Origin of the sequence: Enterobacter sp. AN-K1 (assembly GCF_020971765.1) — a bacterium.
Classification (GTDB): Bacteria; Pseudomonadota; Gammaproteobacteria; order Enterobacterales; family Enterobacteriaceae; genus Enterobacter; species Enterobacter hormaechei_C.
In genome coordinates this window covers 2,243,503-2,266,012 of sequence record NZ_CP087390.1, presented here as the reverse complement: position 1 = coordinate 2,266,012, position 22,510 = coordinate 2,243,503, and the positions used below count along the sequence as shown (strand labels likewise).

Below are 22,510 nucleotides of genomic sequence, written 5' to 3'. Positions count from 1 at the left end.
CATAGACTCAGGGGCACAGCACAAAGGGTTAAATTGCGATGACGACCACAGTGCGGGAGTTTTGAGCTATCCATTTTGGACGCGCCTCGCTATAACCCTGAGTTGCAGGTCAATGCCGTGCTACTAAAGATGACTGAGTGATGATGAGAAATGTTCTGATTAAGCTGGCGTCGTTCAGCGGGGTTGTTTTACTTTGCGGGTGTTCGAGCGTGATGTCGCACACCGGCGGTAAAGAAGGAACATATCCGGGGACGCGCGCCAGTGCCGCAATGATCTCTGATGATGAGACAAACTGGGGTACCAAATCTCTGGCGATTCTTGATATGCCGTTTACGGCGGTTGCCGATACGCTTCTGCTGCCGTGGGATATGTTCCGCACCGACAGCTCAGTGCGTTCGCGCGTTGAGAAAAGCGAGCAGGAAAAGCTGGCGACCAATTCCGTCATCCCGCCCGCAGAGATGCCTCCACGCTAATTCTGTGCGGTTTCCGTTAGCCACAGCTGGCGGAAACCGCCCTTCTCTTCCATCCATGCAATAAATCGTCCGTCCGGGGAAAACACCACAGCGTCAGCAGACGGCGGATTGCCGTGATCGGACGTCAAAAACGTCACCTCTCCGGTCTGCGCATCGCAGCAGGCAATACGGCCTGCAAGCACAAATCCCAGCCCGTTGCCGGAAGGATGCCAGTTAAAGGCCGACTGAATATCACGCTCAGTGTGGGTCAGCTGACGCGGCTCGCCGCCCTCAGGGGAGATAAGCCACAGCTGCACAACGCCGTTATCGTCCCGCATTAAAAACGCAATCTGCGTCCCCTGCGGATTGCTGCGCACCCAGTGGCGCGGCACGTTCACCAGCCCCGGATACGCCTTCTGATGGGTGAAGGTTAAGCGACGTTGCGTTACGCCCGCAGGCGGCGCGGGCATTGTATCAGGCGTTCCCTGCAACGGCGCATCGCCCGCCCGTTTCCAGCCCTGCTCGTCTTTGGGGAGATCGACAATAAACAGTTCGGGCACTTTCTCGCCTTTCGCAGACACCGTATCGCCGATAAACGCCAGCCTGTCGTTGCCCACCCAGCCCTCTTCATAGGCGCGGTTTACCTCATCGCTGCCCGGTTTCGGGTTCGGCGTTGTACGGCTTACCAGTACGCTCCAGAAGGTGCCGGCATATTCCCGCGGATGGTTCCCCTGTGGGTTTACTGGGCCAAAAGGCGCCGCCACCCCGACGTTACGCAAATCCAGCTGCGGATCGCGCGCGTGCAGCACATGGTCGTTGTAGGTAAAGCTGACGAACTGCCCGTTCGGGCTAAAAACGTGGACGTGGCTGCCGCCACGCAGCGCCCCTGCGGTGTAAGGCGCGGTGATATCCATTGCATCAAGATTGCTCACCTGACCATTGTGCGCAATCACCCCCTGACGATGGTGAAAATCATACTGCCAGTCTGCATCCGGGTTTTTCGGGCCGTGGATAAAAACATATTTGTCCTGCGCCGGATGAACGGTTACCACGCCGACATGCGCGCCGTCAGTCGCACGGTAGATCGCCTCAACCTCGCCCGTACTAACATTGACCCGCTCAATGGTTTCACCGGTAAACGACGCGCCGGACGGGCGGACATCATAGACAAGCCACTGGCTGTCTGGCGTCCAGGTGTTGATGTTGGTGAGCTGGTGGTTGCGGGAAGCGAAGGTGATTTGTTTCATGAAAATACCCTGATGCGCGGTTATCGCATCAGGGTAAAACATCCGAAGGGATTAGCCTACTCGTTTAACGTCGCCGACCAGCAGGATGTAGGAGAGCGCCCCGATCAGCGCCACGGCAGAGATATACACCAGAGCCGGACCAAAGCCGTAGTCCTGCGCCAGGTAACCGATGACCAGCGGTACGGTGATCCCGCCCAGGCCGCCAACGAAGTTAAACACGCCACCAGTCAGGCCGATCAGACGCATCGGCGCCAGGGACGACACCAGCGACCAGGTGATGGAGGCAAAACCGTTTCCGAAGAACGCTACCGCCATCAGGGTCATGATCCACACCGGATCGTTGGTGTAGTTCGCTCCCATGATGCAGGTAGAGATCAGCAGTCCGCAGATAATTGGCGTTTTACGCGCAACGCCCAGTGAGAAGCCTTTTTTCACCAGTTTGTCCGCCAGCCAGCCCGAGAGCAGCACGCCGAAAAACGCCGCAAGGAACGGTACGGTGGTCATAAAGCCCGCCTTCAGCGCGGTAATGCCCTTCTCCTGCGTCAGATAGTTCGGGAACCAGGTGAGGAAGAACCACAGCGTGGAGGTCACTGCGAACTGGCCCAGATATACGCCCACCAGCTTACGGTGGAAGACCAGCTTCCAGTCCGCTCTGGTCAGCGGCTGGCGCGCCTCTTTTTTCACCGGCGCATCGCCGTCCACCAGGCCACCGCCGTCGCGGATGTAGTCCAGTTCGGCTTTGGTGATGCTTTTGGTCAGGCGCGGCGGCTGATAAACCTTAAACCAGATGAGCGACCAGATAATGCCGATCCCGCCGGTGACGATAAACACCCAGTGCCAGCTCAGCAGCTCCTGGATCCAGATTAACAGCGGCGTCAGAAACGCCAGACCAACAAACTGCCCGGAGGTGTAAAAACCAACAGCGGAAGCGCGTTCGTGTTCAGGGAACCAGCTGGTCACCATGCGGTTGTTGGTCGGAAACGCCGGCGCTTCAAACACCCCGGTGATGGCGCGCAGGCCAATCAGCGACATCAGCCCGGTCGCGAAGCCCTGGAACAGGGTCGCCACGGACCAGCCGAAAATAGCGATAAAGTAGGTCAGACGTGAACCCACGCGGTCAAGGAACCAGCCACCAGGGATCTGACAGAGCGTATACAGCCAGGCAAACGCCGAGAAGACGTAGCCCATTTCCGCTTTGGTGATGCCAAACTCTTCCTGAATATGAGCCGATGCCACGGCAAGGTTGGCGCGGTCGACATAACAGATGACCACGGTAATAAAGATCATGATCAGCGTCAGGTAACGACGACGCCCGGTTTTTGCAGCAGTAACTGGAATATCCATCGCAATCTGTCTCCAGATTTTGGGCATAGCGAAGCCGCTCACCATGCCCTGTAATTTACAGAGGGTTATATTTTTTCTATGTACGTTTTTTTTGCCCGGTGGCGCTTCGCTTACCGGGCCTACGAGAGAGTAGGCCGGATAAGCGTAGCGCCATCCGGCGATTTACCACTCGGCTACGGAACCGTCTTCATGACGCCACAGTGGGTTACGCCAGTCCGGCGCACTTTTACTCAGCTCAATGACTTTGGCTTCGTCGATCTCCACGCCAAGGCCCGGCTTCGTTAACGGTTTAAAGAAACCACCTTCCATGCTGAAGTCTTCTTTGTTTTTCACAAAGTCGAGCAGCTCCGCGCCCTTGTTATAGTGAATGCCCATGCTTTGTTCCTGGAACACCGCATTGCGGGAGACGAAGTCGACGTGCAGGCAGGCCGCCAGCGCAATCGGCCCAAGCGGACAGTGCGGCGCCAACGCCACATCGTAGGCTTCTGCCATTCCGGCAATTTTGTAGCATTCGGTGATGCCGCCCGCGTGGGAGAGGTCCGGTTGCAGGATCGCAATGCCGCCCGCTTCCAGCACGCGTTTAAACTCGAAGCGCGAGAACATGCGTTCCCCCGCCGCGATGGGAATGTGCGTCTGTTCAGCCAGTTTCGGATAGTATTCCGCCTGCTCGGCCAGCACCGGCTCTTCGATAAACAGCGGGCGATACGGCTCCAGCTCTTTAATCAGCACTTTGGCCATTGGCGCGCTGACGCGGCCGTGGAAATCCAGACCAAACTCAATCTCGTTGCCGAAGGCTTCACGGATTTGCGCCACGGTATTCACCGCCCGGTCTACCGCGCGCGAGTTGTCGATAACGCCCATCTCTTCGCAGCCGTTGAGTTTGAAGGTGTCAAAACCGATGTTGCGCAGTTGCCGGATACCGTCGATCACTTCCGCAGGGCGGTCACCGCCCACCCAGCTGTAGGCTTTGATTTTGTCGCGCACCAGGCCGCCCATTAATTGCCAGACCGGGGCATTCAGCACTTTGCCTTTGATATCCCACAGCGCCTGATCAATACCGGCGATGGCGCTCATCAGAATCGGCCCCCCGCGGTAGAAGCCCGCGCGGTACATCACCTGCCACAGGTCGTTGATGCGTGCCGGATCCTGGCCAATCAGGTATTCGCCCAGCTCGTGCACCGCGGCTTCAACGGTGCGCGCACGGCCTTCAATCACCGGCTCGCCCCAGCCAACCACGCCTTCGTCGGTTTCGATTTTCAGGAACATCCAACGCGGGGGTAAACGGTACGTGGTGAGTTTGGTTATTTTCATTGCACTGCCTCTCGATACGCTTTCACAAATGCTGCCGCCTGCTGTGCGGTACGCTCAACGGGCTGACCGGCACGATAGAGATCGCTGCCCAGCCCCGCGCCCACACAGCCCGCGCTCATCCACTGGCCCAGGTTTTCCGGCGTGACGCCGCCCACGGCAAAGACCGGCACGCTGGCGGGTAAGACCGCTTTCAGCGCTTTGATGTAATCCGGACCAAAGGCCGACGACGGGAAAATTTTGAGAGACTGTGCGCCCGCATCGAGGGCGGCAAAGGCTTCTGTGGCCGTGGCGCAACCCGGGCAGACGGTCATGCCGTAATCCACCGCCCGGCGGATCACCTCGGGGTTGATATTCGGTGTGACGATAAGCTTGCAGCCCATTTTCGCCAGTTCATCCACCTGCTCCGGTTGCAGCACGGTGCCTGCGCCAATCAGCGCCTTATCACCAACCGCCTTCACAATTGCCGGAATGCTTTTTTCCCACTCCGGGGAGTTGAGCGGGATTTCCACCGCGTCGAACCCGGCGTCGATCACCGCGCCAACGTGCGCTAAGGCCTCACCGGGCGTGATACCGCGCAAAATCGCGATCAGGGGAAGTTCAGTTTGCCACTGCATGAGCGATGCTCCTTATGCCTGCCTGAAATGCCGTGTCGCCTTCCACCGCAGCAACATCCCGTCCGATAGCGTGGAACGCCTGGCGGTAACGAGACGTCAGCGATGAACCCGCGACGAGCGTGATGGCCTGCTGCCCGGCGAACGCGTCGCTCAGAGTGGCGACTTCTGCGCCAATCAGCAGGCCGGACAGAAATTCGCTGACCTGTTCGCGCGGAAGATTTCCCAGCACGTGCGAGGCGCGAACCTCAAAAAGTTGCGGCAAAACGGCAGGGGATGCGATCCCGCGCTCAAGCCCGGCGGTAAACGCTTCCGGCAAAGGGGTCTGCTCCGGCAAACCGGCCCCCACCAGCGAATGCTTAAGCAGCAAGTGGTGCAGTTCGCCGGTCATCACGGTGCGGAAATCATGAATTTGCTCAGCATCCGCCTGGACCCATTTGCAGTGCGTCCCGGGCATGACGTAGACAGAAGAAGGAGAAAGGGTGCGCGCCCCGAGCAGCTGCGTCTCTTCGCCGCGCATCACGTTATGGTTATCGTCGCGAGAGACGCATAAACCGGGAATAATCCAGACATTGTCGCCAACGGACGTTAACTGCTCGCCAACGGCGGTGAAATGCACCGGAACTGACAGGTAAGGCGCGACCTTCCACCCCACGTTACTGCCGACCATTCCGGCCATCACCACTGGCGTAGTACCGTCGCGCCAGTTTTGTGTCACTTCTGCTAACACCGCTGCGGGGGATTTACCGTTCAGGCGCGTCACACCTGCTTCTGATTGCCTGCTTTCCAGGCACTGCTCACCCTGGTAGAGCCAGGCGCGCAGATTGGTCGATCCCCAGTCAATTGCGATGTAGCGTGATGTCATGTGATTTCCTTCAGCCTTCGTGTCGAGCTGGCGATCATGGTCAGCGCCGCCTGCTCTGCCGCATCGCCGTCCTGATGCCGTATCGCATCGAACAGCGCTTTATGTTCCTGAAGCGTTTTCGGCATGTTGGCCTCATCGCCCATCCAGGTACGTTCAAATACTGCTCGCTGTAGCGAGCTGATCGCCACGCTAAGCTGCTGTAAAACCGGGTTATGCACCGACTGCAATACCGCTTCGTGGTAGCGAATGTCCGCTTCGTTGAACGCCTCCCGATTCTGGTTATTGGCGATCATGTCGTTTAAAGCCGACTCAATCTGAGCCAGGTCACCTGACGTTGCGCGCTCAGCCGCCCAGCGGGCGATAGCCGGTTCCACCAAATTTCGGACTTCGCTCATCGCGCCGATAAGCCGTGGGTCGTAGTCGTTTTCCAGCACCCATTGCAGAACATCGGTATCGAGGTAGTTCCACTGGTTACGCGGTGCCACAAACGCGCCGCGATAGCGCTTCATTTCAATCAGCCGCTTCGCCATCAGCGAGCGGAACACTTCCCGGATGATGTTGCGCGAGGTTTCAAACTCCTCGCACAGTTCCGCCTCTGCTGGCAGCGGCGAACCGGGAACGTATTTGCCACCCACAATCTGAGTGCCCAGCGTGATGACAATGCGATCGGTTTTATTGAGTGTCATGGAGAGTCCTTGTGCTCTGTAAGTCCATCACTACTTTACCGCGACCGCTGAATTTCGCCTCACTTTTGCAGTACAAACGTGAGGCCTTTCGTCTTTGCCGTGCTGACAATGTAGTACAATCAGTTAATGTTGTACTACAATCTAGATCACAAAAAGAACAATTTGATAAATTCAGGGCCAAAAAAAGCCCCGGTTAATAACCGGGGCTAATCTTTCAAAGCACTTGTTACGACAGAACGAATGTCTCGATCGCCCAGGCAACGCCGTCTTCCAGGTTAGATTTAGTCACGAAGTTCGCCACTTCTTTTACCGACGGGATGGCGTTATCCATCGCCACGCCCATGCCCGCATATTCGATCATCGCAATATCGTTTTCCTGGTCGCCCAGCGCCATGATCTCCTCAGGCTTGATGCCCAGCGCATCGGCAAGCGATTTGACGCCCGTGCCTTTATTGACGCGTTTATCAAGGATTTCGAGGAAGTACGGCGCACTTTTCAGCACGGTGTATTTCTCTTTTACCTCAGCCGGAATGCGTGAAATGGCTTTGTCGAGGATCGCGGGTTCGTCGATCATCATTACTTTCAGGAACTGGGTTGCCGGGTCCATGTTTTCCGCTTCGCAGAACACCAGTGGAATGGTTGCAACGTAGGACTCGTGCACCGTGTAGTAGCTGATATCGCGGTTGGCGGTGTAAAGCGTATTGCGATCGAGCGCGTGGAAGTGAGAGCCCACGTCGCGGGAGAGTTTTTCCAGGAAAAGGTAGTCATCATAGCTCAGTGCAGTTTGCGCCACCGTGCTGCCATCGGCTGCCTTTTGCACCAGCGCGCCGTTATAGGTGATGCAGTAATCGCCAGGCTGGTTCATGTGCAGCTCTTTCAGGTAACTGTGCACCCCGGCATACGGGCGTCCGGTGGTGAGCACCACGTTCACGCCTTTTTCGCGTGCGGCGGCGATCGCATTTTTAACGGCAGGAGAGATAGTGTGGTCCGGCAGCAGCAGCGTGCCGTCCATATCGATTGCAATGAGTTTGATGGCCATGGGGTCCCCGGGATAAATGAGTGCTACCTCATGCTAACGCGATTAAGCACACAAAAATAGAGCTACCTTGCGCAACAAAAAGCCCCTTTTACGTTTATCCCGGGAACGGGAACTCACTCGCGGGTGAGAACGATTTTGCCAAACGCACCGCGATCCAGATGTTCAAGCGCCTGTTCCAGCTCGTCAAAGCGGTAGCGATGCTCAATCACCGGTTTTAACTCCGTGACATCAACAGCACGGACAAAATCTTCCAGCGCCCGGCGGTGTCCAACCCCAATCCCCTGAATGACGGGAGATTTCAGCAACAGCTCGCTTGCAGGCAGAGAAATTTCTGTCCCGGCCAGCACGCCAATGACCGATATCCGCCCATGAACGGCAACGGCGCGCAGGGAATGTCTCAGGTTCTCCCCACCCACCGTTTCGATAATATGGTCGATGCCGCGATCCTGCGTCAGTGCCAGCGTATTTTCAGCCCAGTCGCCTTTCAGTCGGTTGATGCCCTGGCTGGCCCCCAGCTTTTTGGCCCGCGCCAGTTTTTCATCACTCCCCGACGTAACAATAACCTCTGCGCCGTGCGCTTTTGCTATCTGCAAAGCGAATAGCGCCACACCGCCCGTCCCTTGTACCAGCACCGATTGCCCGGCGCGTAAATGACCGCGCTCCACCAGCGCGAACCATGCGGTAAGCCCCGCGCAAGGAAGCGTGCTGGCCTCAGCGTCATCCAGGCTTTCCGGGGACGCCACCAGCGCGTTTTCACTCACAATCACATATTCGGCCAGCATGCCCTGGAAGTATCCACCGGACGTTTTATAGGGCAAATCGCGCGCGTCTGCCTGCGGCTTGCCGTCGATCCATTCCGGGAAGAAGGTTGAGATGACGCGTGCGCCGGGCTTGAAACGCGTAACGCCTTCGCCGATGCTGTCCACCACGCCTGCCATGTCAGATGCTGGGGTAAACGGGAAGGAAAGCGGAATCGGCATCGTGCCTTCAATCACCATTTTATCCCGGTAGTTGAGCGCAACGGCATTAACCCTTACGCGAACCTCCCCCGGGCCTGGCTGTGGAACAGGCTCCTGAACGAGCCTGAGGCTTTCACGACCAAGGGCATCCATTGACCAGCGTTGCATTGTTTCAGTCATTTTTTTCTCCTGTCATCAGATGATTTTCAGTTCTGACAGTCTACCGTTGACTCAGCGTCGCCAGTGGCGATAAGTTTTCCCTTCATTGATGACCAAATTGACACAATCCGTCCATGACCGATACGCTGAAAGATATTCCCGTTTTCGTTGCCTCCGTTGAGGCAGGAAGTTTTGCCCAGGCCGCCGTCCGTCTGCATTTGTCGCGCTCGGCGGTAGGAAAAAGCATTGCTCGTCTTGAAGAGAGGCTGGGGGTTCGTCTGTTTCATCGGACCACCCGCAGTCAGAGGCTGACCGATAACGGCGCGCTTTTTTATGAACGCTGCCTGCGCGCGCTGGAGGAGATCCGTGGCGCTGAATCGCAGCTTGAAACCGGAAAACATCAGGTCAGCGGTCGGCTGCGTGTTGCCGTGCCGGTGCTGTTTGGTCGCCAGTGTATCGCCCCGCTGCTAATAGAGCTGGCGCAGGAGCATCCCGGGCTTGAGCTTGAAATGTCCTTCAGCGACCGCGTCGTGGATCTCGTGGAAGAAGGGTTTGATATGGCGGTGCGCAATGGCGCTCTGGCTGACAGCAGCGTGCTGGTCGCCAGAAAGCTTGGAGAACACCGCATGGTGCTGTGCGCCGCGCCGGATTATCTGTTTAAGAATGGCCAGCCGCAAACCGTTGATGATTTACGCCAGCATACGGCCATTAACTACACGCGTGCGGGCAGAGTCCTACCCTGGCAGCTGATGGATTACGATGGCACGTCGCGCACGTTTATTCCCCGCTCATCGCTCAATATGGATGATTTACAGGCGATCTGCGACGCGGCGCTGGCCGGCCACGGCCTTGCGTGGCTACCCTGCTGGATGGTCATTAAAGAAATTCAGCAGGGAGATCTTGTCCCGCTCTTAAAGCAGGCCCCGGATGTACGCTTCGACGTTCATGCCGTCTGGCAGCAGACGCCACACCTGCCGCTAAGGGTAAGAATTGCCATAGATATGCTGGTCAAACGTTTACCGGCAGTGATGTCGCTGGAGTTTCCTGCGTCCATAAAAAAGCCGCGCTGAAGCGCGGCCAGTTATGCTGTCGTAAAGCGACGATTAAATATCGATATTCGCCGCCTTCAGGGCGTTCTCTTCGATGAAGGCGCGACGTGGTTCAACCGCATCGCCCATCAGGGTCGTGAACAGCTGATCCGCTGCGATTGCGTCTTTAACGGTGACGCGCAACATGCGACGGCTTTCCGGATCCATGGTGGTTTCCCACAGCTGATCCGGGTTCATTTCGCCCAGGCCTTTATAACGCTGAATAGAGAGACCACGACGGGACTCTTTTACCAGCCACTCCAGCGCCTGTTCGAAGCTGGCTACCGGCTGACGACGTTCGCCACGTTCGATAAACGCATCGTCTTCGATCAGACCGCGCAGCTTCTCGCCGAGGGTGCAGATACGGCGGTATTCCGGACCGGTCACAAATTCGTGCTCCAGCGGGTAGTCGGTATCGACGCCGTGGGTACGCACGCGGACGATCGGCTCGAACTGCTGCTCAGCGTTCTGCTGGACGTCGAACTTCCACTGGCTGCCATGCTGCTCTTTCTCGTTCAGCTCGCTCACCAGGGTGTTCACCCAGCGGGTGACGGTCTGCTCGTTGCTCAGATCGGCTTCGGTCAGGGTCGGCTGGTAAATCAGCTCTTTCAGCAGCGCTTTCGGATAGCGACGCTCCATACGGCCAATCATTTTCTGCGTGGCGTTGAACTCGGAGACCAGACGCTCCAGCGGCTCACCGGCCAGCGCTGGCGCGCTGGAATTTGCGTGCAGGGTCGCACCATCAAGGGCGATCGCGATTTGGTACTGATCCATCGCGTCGTCATCTTTAATGTACTGTTCCTGCTTGCCTTTCTTCACTTTGTACAGCGGCGGCTGGGCAATGTAGACGTGGCCGCGCTCAACGATTTCCGGCATCTGACGATAGAAGAAGGTCAACAGCAGCGTACGAATGTGCGAGCCGTCGACGTCCGCATCGGTCATGATGATGATGCTGTGATAGCGCAGTTTGTCCGGGTTGTACTCGTCGCGACCAATGCCGCAGCCGAGCGCGGTGATGAGCGTCGCCACTTCCTGAGAAGAGAGCATCTTGTCGAAGCGCGCTTTCTCAACGTTAAGGATTTTACCCTTCAGCGGCAGAATCGCCTGGTTCTTGCGGTTACGGCCCTGCTTCGCAGAACCGCCCGCGGAGTCCCCTTCCACAAGGTACAGTTCAGACAGCGCCGGGTCGCGTTCCTGACAGTCAGCCAGTTTGCCCGGCAGGCCTGCCAGGTCCAGCGCACCTTTACGACGGGTCATTTCACGCGCTTTACGCGCCGCTTCACGGGCACGCGCCGCATCGATAATTTTACCCACCACGATTTTCGCGTCGGACGGGTTTTCCAGCAGGTATTCGCTCAGCAGTTCGTTCATCTGCTGTTCAACCGCCGATTTCACCTCAGAAGAGACCAGCTTGTCTTTGGTCTGTGAGGAGAACTTCGGATCCGGCACCTTCACGGAGACCACGGCAATCAGGCCTTCACGGGCATCGTCACCGGTGGCGCTGACTTTCGCTTTTTTGCTGTAGCCTTCTTTGTCCATGTAGGCGTTCAGGGTTCGGGTCATCGCCGCGCGGAAGCCCGCCAGGTGCGTACCGCCATCGCGTTGTGGAATGTTGTTGGTGAAGCAGTAGATGTTTTCCTGGAAACCGTCGTTCCACTGCAAGGCCACTTCCACACCGATACCGTCTTTTTCAGTAGAGAAGTAGAAGATATTCGGGTGAATTGGCGTTTTGTTCTTGTTCAGATACTCAACGAACGCCTTGATACCACCTTCGTAATGGAAGTGGTCTTCTTTGTTGTCGCGTTTGTCGCGCAGACGAATCGACACGCCGGAGTTCAGGAACGACAGTTCACGCAGGCGTTTCGCCAGAATGTCGTACTCGAATTCGGTGACGTTGGTGAAGGTTTCGAGGCTCGGCCAGAAACGCACCATGGTACCGGTTTTCTCGGTATCGCCCGTGACGGCCAGCGGCGCTTCAGGCACGCCATGCTGGTAGATCTGACGGTGAATTTTGCCTTCGCGCTGGATAACCAGCTCCAGCTTCTGCGACAGGGCGTTTACTACGGATACGCCTACGCCGTGCAGACCGCCGGAAACTTTATAGGAGTTATCATCGAACTTCCCGCCTGCGTGCAGAACGGTCATGATGACTTCCGCAGCAGATACGCCCTCTTCCGGGTGAATACCGGTTGGGATACCACGACCGTCATCGTTAACGGACACGGAGTTGTCCGCATGGATCGTGACCACGATGTCTTTACAGTGACCCGCGAGCGCTTCGTCGATAGCGTTATCTACCACCTCGAATACCATGTGGTGCAGACCGGTGCCGTCATCCGTGTCGCCGATATACATACCCGGGCGCTTACGCACCGCATCCAGCCCTTTCAGGACTTTGATACTGGAGGAGTCATAAGAATTCGACATCAACGTTTCTCGCTCATTTCAACTTGGGTTAATCCGTTATTTTACCCTTTTCCACGGTAAACATCTTCGAATTTTCGTCCGACATGTCTATAACGTGTTCAGCGCTAATGGCGCTGACGAAAACCTGCGACTGCGTGGCTTTTAAGCGGCTGGCAAGCAGCCCGCGCCGCGCGTCGTCAAGTTCCGAGGCAAAATCATCTATCAGGTACAGGCAGCGTCGCCCGCTCTCTCGAGTGAGGAACTCCCCCTGCGCCAGGCGCAGCGCGCACATCAGGAGCTTCAGCTGCCCGCGCGACAGCGTGTCTTCCACCGGCGCACCGTCGGCACGAATGCGGAAATCCGCCTTGTGCGGGCCGTGCGCGGTGTAGGTCAACATGCGATCGCGCTCGAAGCTTCTCTCTAACACCTCGGCATAATCCGTCTCTTTTTCCCAGCCACGCTGGAAAGAGAAGGTGAGAGAGAACTCGGGTAAAAACTGTTTGCAGGTGTCGGCCATGTCTTCGGCGATACCTGCGCTGTATTCGGCACGCCAGCGGCTGATTTGTTCCGCAAGAGGGATGAGTTCCATGTCCCACGGACGCAGCTGAGCGTAGCGCGTGACCTGGCGCAATGCGGCGTTACGCTGTTTAAGCAGACGCTTCAGGTTGCTCCAGGCGTTAAAGAAACCGGCTTCATTGTGAAAGCATCCCCAGTCGAGGAACGCTCTTCTGTATTTGGGGCCGCCGTTGAGTAAAGTAAACCCCTCGGGCGTAATCAGCTGCATCGGCATCAGCAACGCCAGCTCCGCCACCTTGTGGCCATCGGTGCCGTCGATACGCACCTTGCTGTCGCCCTGCTTGTCTTTGGTCAGGCCGATGGCGGTTTCCCGCTCTGCGCCCTGCAAACGCCCGTGCAGAACAAAAGATTCCTGCTCGTGGCGAATCACGCGACCAATCTGCAAACTGCGAAACGCCCGGCCGTGGCCGAGCGTATAGATGGCTTCCAGCACGCTGGTTTTGCCGCTGCCGTTCGCGCCAACCAGGAAGTTAAAGCCAGGGGATAAAGCGAGATCCGCGCTTTCGATATTGCGAAAATCGCGGATCAACAGACGGGTGAGCGACATTACAGTCTCATTGGCATGACAACATAAGCAGCCGACTGTGATGCGGCATCTTCAATCTGTACGCTCGAAACGGAGTCAGTCAGCAGGATGCGAACGTTCTCGCATTTCAGTGCATTCAGCACATCCAGCACATAGCTGACGTTGAAGCCGATTTCCATCTCAGCCCCGGCGTAGGTGACGTCCAGAATCTCTTCTGCCTCTTCCTGCTCCGGGTTGTTGGCGGTGATTTTGATCTGGTTTTCACTCACGTACAGACGTACGCCGCGGAATTTCTCGTTGGAGAGAATAGCGGCACGCGCGAACGCCTGCTTGAGGATGTCGCAACCCGCCTCCAGCGTTTTATCCGGGTTCTTCGGCAATACGCGGCGATAATCCGGGAAACGACCGTCTACCAGCTTCGATGTGAAGACAAAATCGCCCACGTGGGCACGAATATTGTTGCTGCCGATCTGCACGCGCAGCGGCGTTTCACCGCCGTCGAGCATACGCATCAGTTCAATTACGCCTTTACGCGGTACGATCACCGAATGGTTTGGCAGTGAATCGCCAATCGGCATGGAACAAACCGCCAGACGGTGACCGTCGGTCGCCACGGTACGCAGCTCTTCACCTTCGGTTTCGAACAGCATGCCGTTTAAGTAGTAACGAACGTCCTGATGCGCCATGGAGAACTGCGTGGCTTCAATCAGACGCTTCATCGTCGCCTGCGGCAGGGTAAATTCAACTTCGCTCTGCCAGTCATCCAGGTTCGGGAAGTCCGCAGCGGGCAGCGTGGAGAGGGAGAAACGGCTGCGGCCAGAGCGCACCAGCATGCGGTCGCCCTCCAGCTGCACGGCGATTTCAGCGCCTTCCGGCAGCCCACGGCAAATATCAAAGAATTTACGTGCCGGAACCGTGGTCGCGCCCGCGTCGTGCGGCTGAGTCAGCGTAACGCGCGCGATCATTTCCATTTCCAGATCTGTGCCGGTCAGCGACAGCGTACCGTCCGCGACCTGAAGCAGCAGGTTTCCAAGAATAGGCAGCGTAGGGCGGCCGCCTAATGGGCCACTCACCTGTTGCAGCGGTTTTAATAAATGTTCACGTTCAACGGTAAATTTCATAGCGTCACGATGATAATGTTCTGATTAAATTGGAAAAATCTTCTTTTATGTCGTGGCTTTCTTCGCGTAACTGCTCGATCTTGCGACAGGCGTGCAGCACGGTCGTATGGTCACGGCCACCAAACGCATCACCGATTTCCGGCAGGCTGTGGTTGGTTAGCTCTTTTGCCAGCGCCATCGCCATCTGACGCGGACGCGCCACCGAGCGGGAACGACGTTTAGACAGTAAATCTGCCACTTTGATCTTGTAGTACTCAGCCACCGTCTTCTGAATATTGTCGATAGTGACCAGTTTTTCCTGCAAAGCCAATAAATCGCGCAGCGCTTCACGCACAAAATCGATGGTGATCGCCCGACCGGTGAAGTTGGCGTTGGCGATAACGCGGTTCAGCGCCCCTTCCAGCTCACGCACGTTGGAACGCAGGCGCTTGGCAATGAAGAACGCCACTTCACCCGGCAGGCGAATGTCGTTCTCGTCGGCTTTTTTCATCAGGATCGCGACGCGGGTTTCCAGCTCCGGCGGCTCGATCGCCACGGTCAGGCCCCAGCCGAAGCGGGATTTGAGACGATCTTCAACGCCGTTGATCTCTTTTGGATAACGATCCGAGGTCAGAATGATCTGCTGATTGCCTTCCAGCAAGGCGTTAAAGGTATGGAAAAACTCTTCCTGCGATCGTTCTTTATTGGCAAAGAACTGAATGTCATCGATCAGCAGCGCATCAACGGAACGGTAGTAGCGTTTAAACTCTTCGATCGCATTGTTTTGCAGGGCTTTTACCATGTCCTGAACGAAGCGTTCGGAGTGCATATACACCACTTTGGCATTGGGCTTACGCGCCATAATGCCGTTGCCCACCGCATGCAGCAGGTGCGTTTTACCGAGACCCGTGCCGCCATACAGGAACAGCGGGTTATAAGCGCCACCGGGGTTATCGGCAACCTGACGAGCCGCCGCGCGTGCCAGCTGGTTCGACTTACCTTCAACGAAGTTATCGAACGTGTGTTTCACGTTAACGTTAGAGCGGTAGGTAGGCTCAGCGGGGGCCGGAACGTTATCCCAGCCCTGACGAGCCGGTGCAACGCGAGGCGCTGGCGCGGGCGCCGCCTGTGCAGGGGCTGCCACATTGACAACTTCACGAACGGTTTGGGTGACCGGCTTTGTGCCCACTTCAAAACGCAGCTGTGGGGCATCTGACCCGCAGAAATCGTTCAGCAGTCCATTGATGTTATTAAGGTATTTATCCCTTACCCAATCGAGCACGAAACGGTTTGGCGCATACAAAGCCAGCGTGTTATCGCTCAGTTCCGCCTGCAACGGGCGGATCCACATACTGAATTCTGTGGCTGGTAACTCATCCTGCAATCGGGCAAGACACTGCTGCCAAAGCGAAAGTGACACGGCGGACTCCACTCGAACAATAAAAGAAAACTATTGAATATTCATGATTGTTGGCGCACATCGACATGACCCCATCAGGGTGATGTGCGAACCGCTATCTGCGGTTATACACGCTATCGTTGATACAACCTGAACGATGTTGTGTTTATGCCCGACCAGGATCGCTGGATCCCGATCGGGACCGCGGATCATAGCCTAAACTGAGCCAGAGATCTTCTGTTTCTCACAGATTCTTCCCGATTTATCCACAGGAAGATCCGGAATCGGGTAAGTGTAAACGATCCTGACGCGAGTGCCTCGCGATTTAGGCCGCATATTGGAAAATTTAATGAGCACAGACAATTTTTGGCTTAAATGATCTAACGAAGATCCGGGACGATCCTTGCGCTTTATCGTTGAGCCCGTATAATCCTCGACCCGGCGCGTGATGCTCATCTTCCTGCGTCGTCCGCTGCTCATTTTCCACGCGAAAACGTGCGGAAATACACAGGGATTTAAGGAAAGAGAATTGACTCCGGAGTGTACAATTATTACAATCCGGCCTCTTTAATCACCCACGGCTTCGGCGTCCGTCATTCGAAACTCGGTCGGGCATCCGCAAAAGTCATGAATTTTTTCAAGTTTAGGTAGAAATCGCCATGAAACGCACTTTTCAACCGTCTGTACTGAAGCGCAACCGTTCTCACGGCTTCCGTGCTCGTATGGCTACTAAAAATGGTCGTCAGGTTCTGGCACGTCGTCGTGCTAAAGGCCGCGCTCGTCTGACCGTTTCCAAGTAATAAAGCTAACCCCTGAGTGGTTAAGCTCGCATTTCCCAGGGAGTTACGTTTGTTAACTCCCACTCATTTCACTTTCGTCTTCCAGCAGCCATTACGGGCTGGCACGCCGCAAATCACCATCCTCGGCCGCCAAAATTCGCTGGGGCATCCCCGCATCGGTCTCACAGTCGCCAAGAAAAACGTTAAGCGTGCGCATGAACGCAACCGGATTAAACGTCTGACGCGTGAAAGCTTCCGTTTACGTCAGCACGAACTGCCTTCAATGGATTTCGTGGTGGTGGCTAAAAAAGGGGTTGCCGACCTCGATAACCGTGCTCTCTCGGAAGCGTTGGAAAAATTATGGCGCCGCCACTGTCGCCTGGCTCGCGGGTCCTGATAGCCCTCATTCGGGTCTATCAACGCCTGATTAGTCCGCTACTCGGGCCACACTGCCGTTTCACGCCAACATGCTCAAGCTACGGAATTGAGGCATTGCGCAGGTTTGGAGTGATAAAAGGCAGTTGGTTGACGGTGAAACGCGTATTAAAATGCCACCCTTTACACCCAGGTGGAGACGACCCCGTCCCTCCAGGACCTTTTGATACCAGAGAACACTAACGATGGATTCGCAACGCAATCTTCTTATCATCGCTTTGTTGTTCGTGTCTTTCATGATCTGGCAGGCATGGGAGCAGGATAAAAATCCTCAACCCCAGCAGCAGACCACGCAGACCACGACCACCGCAGCGGGTAGCGCCGCCGACCAGGGCGTACCGGCCAGTGGCCAGGGGAAACAGATTACGGTTAAGACCGATGTGCTTGAGCTGACTATCAACACCCGTGGTGGTGATGTTGAGCAGGCGCTGCTGTTGACCTACCCGAAAGAGCTGAAGTCTACCGAACCGTTCCAGTTACTGGAAACCACGCCTGAATTTATCTACCAGGCGCAGAGCGGCCTGACCGGTCGTGATGGCCCGGATAACCCGGCTAACGGTGCGCGTCCACTGTATAACGTCGAGAATGACACGTTTGTGCTGGCTGATGGTCAGAACGAACTGGTTATCCCGATGACCTACACCGACGCGGCAGGCAACACCTTCACCAAAACCTTCACCCTGAAACGCGGTGAGTATGCGGTGAACGTGGGCTACAGCGTACAGAACGCCGGTGCGAAACCGCTGGAAATCTCTACCTTTGGTCAGCTGAAGCAGTCCATCAATCTGCCGTCTCACCGTGACACCGGCAGCAGCAACTTTGCGCTGCATACCTTCCGTGGCGCGGCTTACTCCACGCCAGATACCAAGTACGAGAAATACAAATTCGACACCATTGCCGATAACGAAAACCTGAACGTCAGCTCTAAAGGCGGTTGGGTCGCAATGCTGCAACAGTATTTCGCGACGGCGTGGGTACCGAATAACGACGGTACGAACAACTTCTACACCGCGAACCTCGGCAACGGTATTGCAGCCATCGGCTACAAATCTCAGCCGGTTCTGGTGCAGCCGGGTCAAACCGGTAAACTGGCAAGCACCCTGTGGGTCGGCCCGGAAATCCAGGACAAAATGGCTGCCGTTGCGCCGCACCTGGATCTGACCGTCGATTACGGTTGGTTGTGGTTCATCTCTCAGCCGCTGTTTAAGCTGCTGAAGTTCATCCACAGCTTCCTGGGTAACTGGGGCTTCTCCATCATCGTTATCACCTTTATCGTTCGTGGCATCATGTACCCGCTGACTAAAGCGCAGTACACCTCCATGGCGAAGATGCGTATGCTACAGCCGAAGATTCAGGCTATGCGTGAGCGTCTGGGCGATGACAAACAGCGTCAGAGCCAGGAGATGATGGCCCTGTATAAAGCAGAGAAAGTGAACCCACTGGGTGGTTGCTTCCCGCTGCTGATTCAGATGCCAATCTTCCTTGCGCTGTACTACATGCTGATGGGTTCCGTTGAGCTGCGCCACGCGCCGTTCGCCCTGTGGATCCATGACCTGTCCGCACAGGACCCGTACTACATCCTGCCGATCCTGATGGGCGTGACGATGTTCTTCATTCAGAAGATGTCTCCGACCACCGTGACCGACCCGATGCAGCAGAAGATCATGACCTTTATGCCGGTCATCTTCACCGTGTTCTTCCTGTGGTTCCCGTCAGGTCTGGTGCTGTACTATATCGTCAGCAACCTGGTGACCATCATCCAGCAGCAGCTGATTTACCGTGGTCTGGAAAAACGTGGCCTGCATAGCCGCGAAAAGAAAAAGTCCTGATTCGGTAACTTAACGCTAAAATAAGGGCGGTCGATTGACCGCCTTTTTTATTTGTATTGAACGAGAGCAACCATGAGCCATAACGACACTATCGTCGCCCAGGCAACCCCACCGGGACGCGGTGGTGTAGGCATTCTGCGCATCTCCGGCCTGAAGGCGCGTGAGGTGGCCGAAGCGGTGCTGGGTAAACTGCCAAAGCCGCGCTACGCTGATTATCTGCCGTTTAAGGATGCCGACGGCACACCGCTGGACCAGGGCATCGCGCTGTGGTTCCCCGGCCCAAACTCCTTCACCGGCGAAGACGTGCTGGAGCTTCAGGGTCACGGCGGCCCGGTGATCCTCGACCTGCTGTTAAAACGTATTCTGACCCTGCCTGGCCTGCGCATTGCAAAGCCGGGTGAGTTCTCCGAGCGTGCTTTCCTCAACGATAAGCTCGACCTGGCGCAGGCCGAGGCGATTGCCGACCTGATCGACGCCAGTTCCGAACAGGCAGCCCGCTCCGCGCTGAACTCGTTGCAGGGGGCATTTTCCGCACGCGTGAATCACCTTGTGGAAGCACTTACTCACCTGCGAATCTATGTCGAAGCGGCTATCGACTTCCCGGACGAGGAGATCGACTTCCTCTCAGACGGTAAAATTGAAGCTCAGCTCAACCAGGTGATGAACGATCTCGATGCCGTTCGCGCCGAAGCGCGCCAGGGCAGCCTGCTGCGTGAAGGAATGAAGGTGGTGATTGCTGGTCGCCCCAATGCCGGAAAATCGAGCCTGCTGAACGCCCTGGCGGGCCGTGAAGCGGCGATCGTGACCGACATAGCCGGCACCACCCGCGATGTCCTGCGCGAGCATATCCATATCGACGGCATGCCGCTGCACATCATCGACACTGCTGGCCTGCGCGATGCGAGCGATGAAGTCGAGCGTATCGGTATCGAACGCGCCTGGCAGGAGATCGAGCAGGCCGACCGCGTGCTGTTTATGGTGGACGGCACCACAACCGACGCCGTTGACCCGGCTGAAATCTGGCCAGACTTTATCGCCCGTCTCCCGGCTAAACTGCCGATCACCGTGGTGCGCAACAAGGCCGACGTTACCGGCGAAACGCTGGGCATCAGCGATGTGAATGGTCACTCACTTATTCGCCTGTCGGCCCGTACCGGTGAAGGCGTGGAAGCCCTGCGTAGCCATCTCAAACAGAGCATGGGCTTCGACACCAGTATGGAGGGCGGCTTCCTGGCACGTCGTCGTCACTTGCAGGCGCTGGAAGAGGCGGCTCGCCACCTTGAGCAGGGTAAAGCCCAGCTGATCGGCGCGTGGGCCGGTGAACTGCTGGCGGAAGAGCTGCGTCTGGCGCAGCAGAACCTGAGCGAGATCACCGGGGAGTTTACGTCGGACGATTTGCTGGGACGGATTTTCTCGAGCTTCTGCATTGGTAAGTAATTCCCGTTAATACAGGGTGATTTCCTCCAGGGAAATCACCATTGTCCAAATGGCAACTCGCTTAATCCCTCCACGCCCCCTATCCTGCTTGCCTGCATCTATGGGGGATTTATGGCTCGTTTTCTGTTCTGTAGTTTTGCGCTGGTTCTGCTGTATCCGTCCGGCATTGATATGTATCTGGTGGGGCTACCGCATATTGCCCGCGATCTGGGTGCCAGCGAGGCGCAACTGCACATCGCGTTTTCGGCCTACCTCGCGGGAATGGCGTCGTCGATGGTATTTGCCGGGAAAATCGCGGATAAAGCAGGCCGTCAGCCCGTCGCCATTACGGGTGCAGTTATCTTTGCGCTGGCATCAGTACTGTCTTCAGTAGCTCAGGAAAGCACAATGTTCCTGTCAGGCCGTTTTATCCAGGGCATTGGCGCGGGTGGCTGTTACGTGGTGGCGTTTGCTATTCTTCGCGATACCTTAAGCGCCCAGCGCCGCGCTAAAGTGCTGTCGATGCTGAACGGCATTACCTGCATCATCCCGGTGCTGGCACCGGTTGCTGGCTACCTGATTATGCTTAAATTTCCGTGGCAGAGTCTTTTCTGGACCATGGCCGCAATGGGCGCCATCGTCTTTATCCTGTCCGTGACGGTGCTGAAAGAGACCCATCCCGGTTCGCAACAGCCATATCACACCGCAACCCTCCATCCGGCTGAAAAGCTGATGAATCGCTTTTTCCTGAGTCGGCTGACAATCACCACGCTTAGCGTGGCGGTGATCCTCACCTATGTAAACGTTTCCCCGGTGTTGCTGATGGAGACGATGGGCTTCGATCGCGGTGAGTATTCGACGGTGATGGCGCTAACCGCGATGGTGAGCATGGCGGTTTCATTCTCCACGCCCTTTGCGCTCAACATCTTCCGCCAGCGCACGCTGATGCTCACCTCACAGACGCTGTTCCTCGCCGCAGGCGTGATCCTGGCGACCGCCACCTCACACGCTGTAATGCTGGTGGGCATTACTCTGATCTGCGCCGGATTCTCCGTCGGCTTTGGTGTGGCGATGAGTCAGGCACTTGGCCCGTTTTCATTGCGGGCAGGCGTGGCAAGCTCGGTGCTGGGCATTGCGCAGGTCTGCGGTTCGTCACTGTGGATTTGGCTGGCGGCGGTGATCGGCCTTAACGCGCTGAATATGCTGATCGGGGTTCTGATTGGCTGTAGCATACTCTGCATTACCTTACTTATGGTCATCCAGCCCGCGGCGCACTATGAAGAAGCCCATCAGCAGTCTCGATCTTAATCTTTTACTTTGCCTGCAACTTTTGTTGCAGGAGCGCAGCGTCACCAAAGCCGCGAAGCGGATGAACGTGACGCCGTCCGCGGTGAGTAAATCGCTGGCGAAGCTGCGCGACTGGTTCGACGATCCGCTGTTTGTGAAAACGCCTTTAGGGCTATTGCCCACACCGCTGACGGTGAGTCTGGAACAGGATTTGGCCGACTGGATGCAGATTGGCAACCAGATCCTCGATAAATTCCACCATAGCTCTCCAGGCGGGCTTAAGTTTGTGCTCGCCGCCGAAACACCGCTGATGCTGATCCGCTTTAATACCCTGCTGGAGCAGGTGAATGAACGCTACCCACAGGCGACGGTGAAGCTGCGCCAATGGGATTACGATTCGCTGGACGCCATTACGCGCGGAGAAGTGGATCTGGGCTTCACCGGGCGTGAAACGCACCCTCGCTCGCGCGAACTGCTAAAGCTGATGCCGTGGTTTATCGACTACGAAATCCTGTTCAGTGACCGTCCGTGCGTGTATTTGCGCGAGGATCATCCCGCGCTCCAGGAGGCGTGGGATCTGGAGACGTTTCTGCGCTACCCGCATATCAGCATCTTCTGGGAACGCAGCGACACCTGGGCGCTCGACGAGGTGCTAAGAGAGATGGGTCGGGAGCGTAACATTGCCATGAGTTTGCCCGGTTTTGAACAGTCGATGTTTATGGCGGCCCAGCCGGATCACAACTACATTGCCACTGCGCCGCACTACTGTCATCACTACAATCAACTCCACCAGCGTAATCTGGTCTGTCTGCCCATTCCCATCGATGAGGCGCAGGCAGAAAAGCTCACCGTCCCCTTCACGCTGATCTGGCATAAACGGAACAGCCATAATCCGAAAATCCTCTGGCTGCGCGAGACGATCAAAGCGCTGTATACCGCACCAGGTCAGGTTTTTGCCTAAGATAATGTAAAGTTCGGTGCTCAGGCTTCTCTTAT

The 22,510-nt window shown here is 56.5% G+C and carries 21 protein-coding genes; 9 read left to right on the top strand and 12 right to left on the bottom strand.

Annotated features, from left to right (window positions below; translation table 11 throughout):
• The first annotated feature begins 140 nt into the window (after nt 1-140).
• On the top strand, nt 141-473 hold the full coding sequence (locus tag LOC22_RS10845) for a YceK/YidQ family lipoprotein (RefSeq protein WP_017383693.1): 333 nt from the start codon (nt 141-143) through the stop codon (nt 471-473).
• On the opposite strand, the gene LOC22_RS10840 is transcribed toward LOC22_RS10845, so the two are convergent.
• The 8 genes from LOC22_RS10840 to LOC22_RS10805 form a co-directional block, all read right to left on the bottom strand.
• Entirely contained in the window at nt 470-1,699 is a 1,230-nt protein-coding gene (locus tag LOC22_RS10840; protein WP_072201432.1) for a DUF3748 domain-containing protein, read from the bottom strand. The genes LOC22_RS10845 and LOC22_RS10840 overlap by 4 nt on opposite strands.
• Nucleotides 1,700-1,750: 51 nt before the next feature.
• On the bottom strand, nt 1,751-3,088 hold the full coding sequence (locus LOC22_RS10835; protein WP_015570129.1) for an MFS transporter: 1,338 nt from the start codon (nt 3,086-3,088) through the stop codon (nt 1,751-1,753).
• A gap of 117 nt (nt 3,089-3,205) precedes the next feature.
• A complete protein-coding gene (dgoD, locus tag LOC22_RS10830) occupies nt 3,206-4,354 on the bottom strand; it encodes a galactonate dehydratase (RefSeq protein WP_003861103.1) in 1,149 nt (382 codons plus the stop codon).
• Nucleotides 4,351-4,968 (bottom strand): 2-dehydro-3-deoxy-6-phosphogalactonate aldolase, encoded by a 618-nt coding sequence (locus tag LOC22_RS10825; protein ID WP_230239534.1) that lies wholly within the window; start codon nt 4,966-4,968, stop codon nt 4,351-4,353. Before LOC22_RS10825 ends, dgoD begins: the two co-directional genes overlap by 4 nt.
• On the bottom strand, nt 4,952-5,830 hold the full coding sequence (locus tag LOC22_RS10820) for a 2-dehydro-3-deoxygalactonokinase (RefSeq protein WP_045906975.1): 879 nt from the start codon (nt 5,828-5,830) through the stop codon (nt 4,952-4,954). The genes LOC22_RS10825 and LOC22_RS10820 overlap by 17 nt, the downstream gene beginning before the upstream one ends.
• Nucleotides 5,827-6,516, bottom strand: coding sequence for a D-galactonate utilization transcriptional regulator DgoR (gene dgoR / locus LOC22_RS10815; RefSeq protein WP_003861109.1), 690 nt, complete (start codon nt 6,514-6,516; stop codon nt 5,827-5,829). The genes LOC22_RS10820 and dgoR overlap by 4 nt, the downstream gene beginning before the upstream one ends.
• 226 nt (nt 6,517-6,742) lie before the next feature.
• Nucleotides 6,743-7,555, bottom strand: a complete 813-nt coding sequence (gene yidA, locus LOC22_RS10810) for a sugar-phosphatase (protein WP_230239533.1) — start codon at nt 7,553-7,555, stop codon at nt 6,743-6,745.
• Between the two features lie 113 nt (nt 7,556-7,668).
• Nucleotides 7,669-8,694, bottom strand: coding sequence for a zinc-dependent alcohol dehydrogenase family protein (locus LOC22_RS10805; protein ID WP_017694027.1), 1,026 nt, complete (start codon nt 8,692-8,694; stop codon nt 7,669-7,671).
• Nucleotides 8,695-8,807: 113 nt separating this feature from the next.
• Here LOC22_RS10805 and LOC22_RS10800 point away from each other — a divergent pair, with 113 nt between their 5' ends.
• Nucleotides 8,808-9,743, top strand: coding sequence for a LysR family transcriptional regulator (locus tag LOC22_RS10800; protein ID WP_040117007.1), 936 nt, complete (start codon nt 8,808-8,810; stop codon nt 9,741-9,743).
• Between the two features lie 33 nt (nt 9,744-9,776).
• On the opposite strand, the gene gyrB is transcribed toward LOC22_RS10800, so the two are convergent.
• The 4 genes from gyrB to dnaA are packed head-to-tail and all read right to left on the bottom strand — an operon-like array spanning nt 9,777 to nt 15,789.
• Entirely contained in the window at nt 9,777-12,188 is a 2,412-nt protein-coding gene (gene gyrB / locus LOC22_RS10795) for a DNA topoisomerase (ATP-hydrolyzing) subunit B (protein ID WP_230239532.1), read from the bottom strand.
• A gap of 28 nt (nt 12,189-12,216) precedes the next feature.
• Nucleotides 12,217-13,290: a DNA replication/repair protein RecF gene (gene recF, locus LOC22_RS10790; RefSeq protein WP_000060091.1), complete on the bottom strand. Its 1,074-nt coding sequence runs from the start codon at nt 13,288-13,290 to the stop codon at nt 12,217-12,219.
• Entirely contained in the window at nt 13,290-14,390 is a 1,101-nt protein-coding gene (dnaN, locus tag LOC22_RS10785; RefSeq protein ID WP_015570134.1) for a DNA polymerase III subunit beta, read from the bottom strand. Before dnaN ends, recF begins: the two co-directional genes overlap by 1 nt.
• Before the next feature lie 4 nt (nt 14,391-14,394).
• Complete coding sequence (gene dnaA / locus LOC22_RS10780) at nt 14,395-15,789, bottom strand: chromosomal replication initiator protein DnaA (RefSeq protein WP_003861124.1); 1,395 nt, start codon at nt 15,787-15,789, stop codon at nt 14,395-14,397.
• Between the two features lie 638 nt (nt 15,790-16,427).
• Between dnaA and rpmH the strand changes: the two genes are divergently transcribed.
• From rpmH to yidZ, 7 genes are all read left to right on the top strand, one after another.
• On the top strand, nt 16,428-16,568 hold the full coding sequence (gene rpmH, locus LOC22_RS10775) for a 50S ribosomal protein L34 (RefSeq protein WP_000831330.1): 141 nt from the start codon (nt 16,428-16,430) through the stop codon (nt 16,566-16,568).
• A gap of 16 nt (nt 16,569-16,584) precedes the next feature.
• Entirely contained in the window at nt 16,585-16,944 is a 360-nt protein-coding gene (gene rnpA / locus LOC22_RS10770) for a ribonuclease P protein component (protein WP_006808764.1), read from the top strand.
• Nucleotides 16,908-17,165 (top strand): membrane protein insertion efficiency factor YidD, encoded by a 258-nt coding sequence (gene yidD / locus LOC22_RS10765; RefSeq protein WP_001307474.1) that lies wholly within the window; start codon nt 16,908-16,910, stop codon nt 17,163-17,165. The genes rnpA and yidD overlap by 37 nt, the downstream gene beginning before the upstream one ends.
• 2 nt (nt 17,166-17,167) lie before the next feature.
• Nucleotides 17,168-18,811, top strand: a complete 1,644-nt coding sequence (gene yidC / locus LOC22_RS10760) for a membrane protein insertase YidC (RefSeq protein WP_003861138.1) — start codon at nt 17,168-17,170, stop codon at nt 18,809-18,811.
• 72 nt (nt 18,812-18,883) lie between these two features.
• A complete protein-coding gene (mnmE, locus tag LOC22_RS10755) occupies nt 18,884-20,248 on the top strand; it encodes a tRNA uridine-5-carboxymethylaminomethyl(34) synthesis GTPase MnmE (protein ID WP_015570136.1) in 1,365 nt (454 codons plus the stop codon).
• Between the two features lie 111 nt (nt 20,249-20,359).
• The gene (locus tag LOC22_RS10750; protein WP_045333542.1) at nt 20,360-21,535 is read left to right on the top strand and encodes an MFS transporter; all 1,176 of its coding nucleotides are present in this window, start codon (nt 20,360-20,362) and stop codon (nt 21,533-21,535) included.
• Nucleotides 21,504-22,475 (top strand): HTH-type transcriptional regulator YidZ, encoded by a 972-nt coding sequence (yidZ, locus tag LOC22_RS10745; RefSeq protein ID WP_017383702.1) that lies wholly within the window; start codon nt 21,504-21,506, stop codon nt 22,473-22,475. Before LOC22_RS10750 ends, yidZ begins: the two co-directional genes overlap by 32 nt.
• The last annotated feature ends 35 nt before the right edge of the window (nt 22,476-22,510 follow it).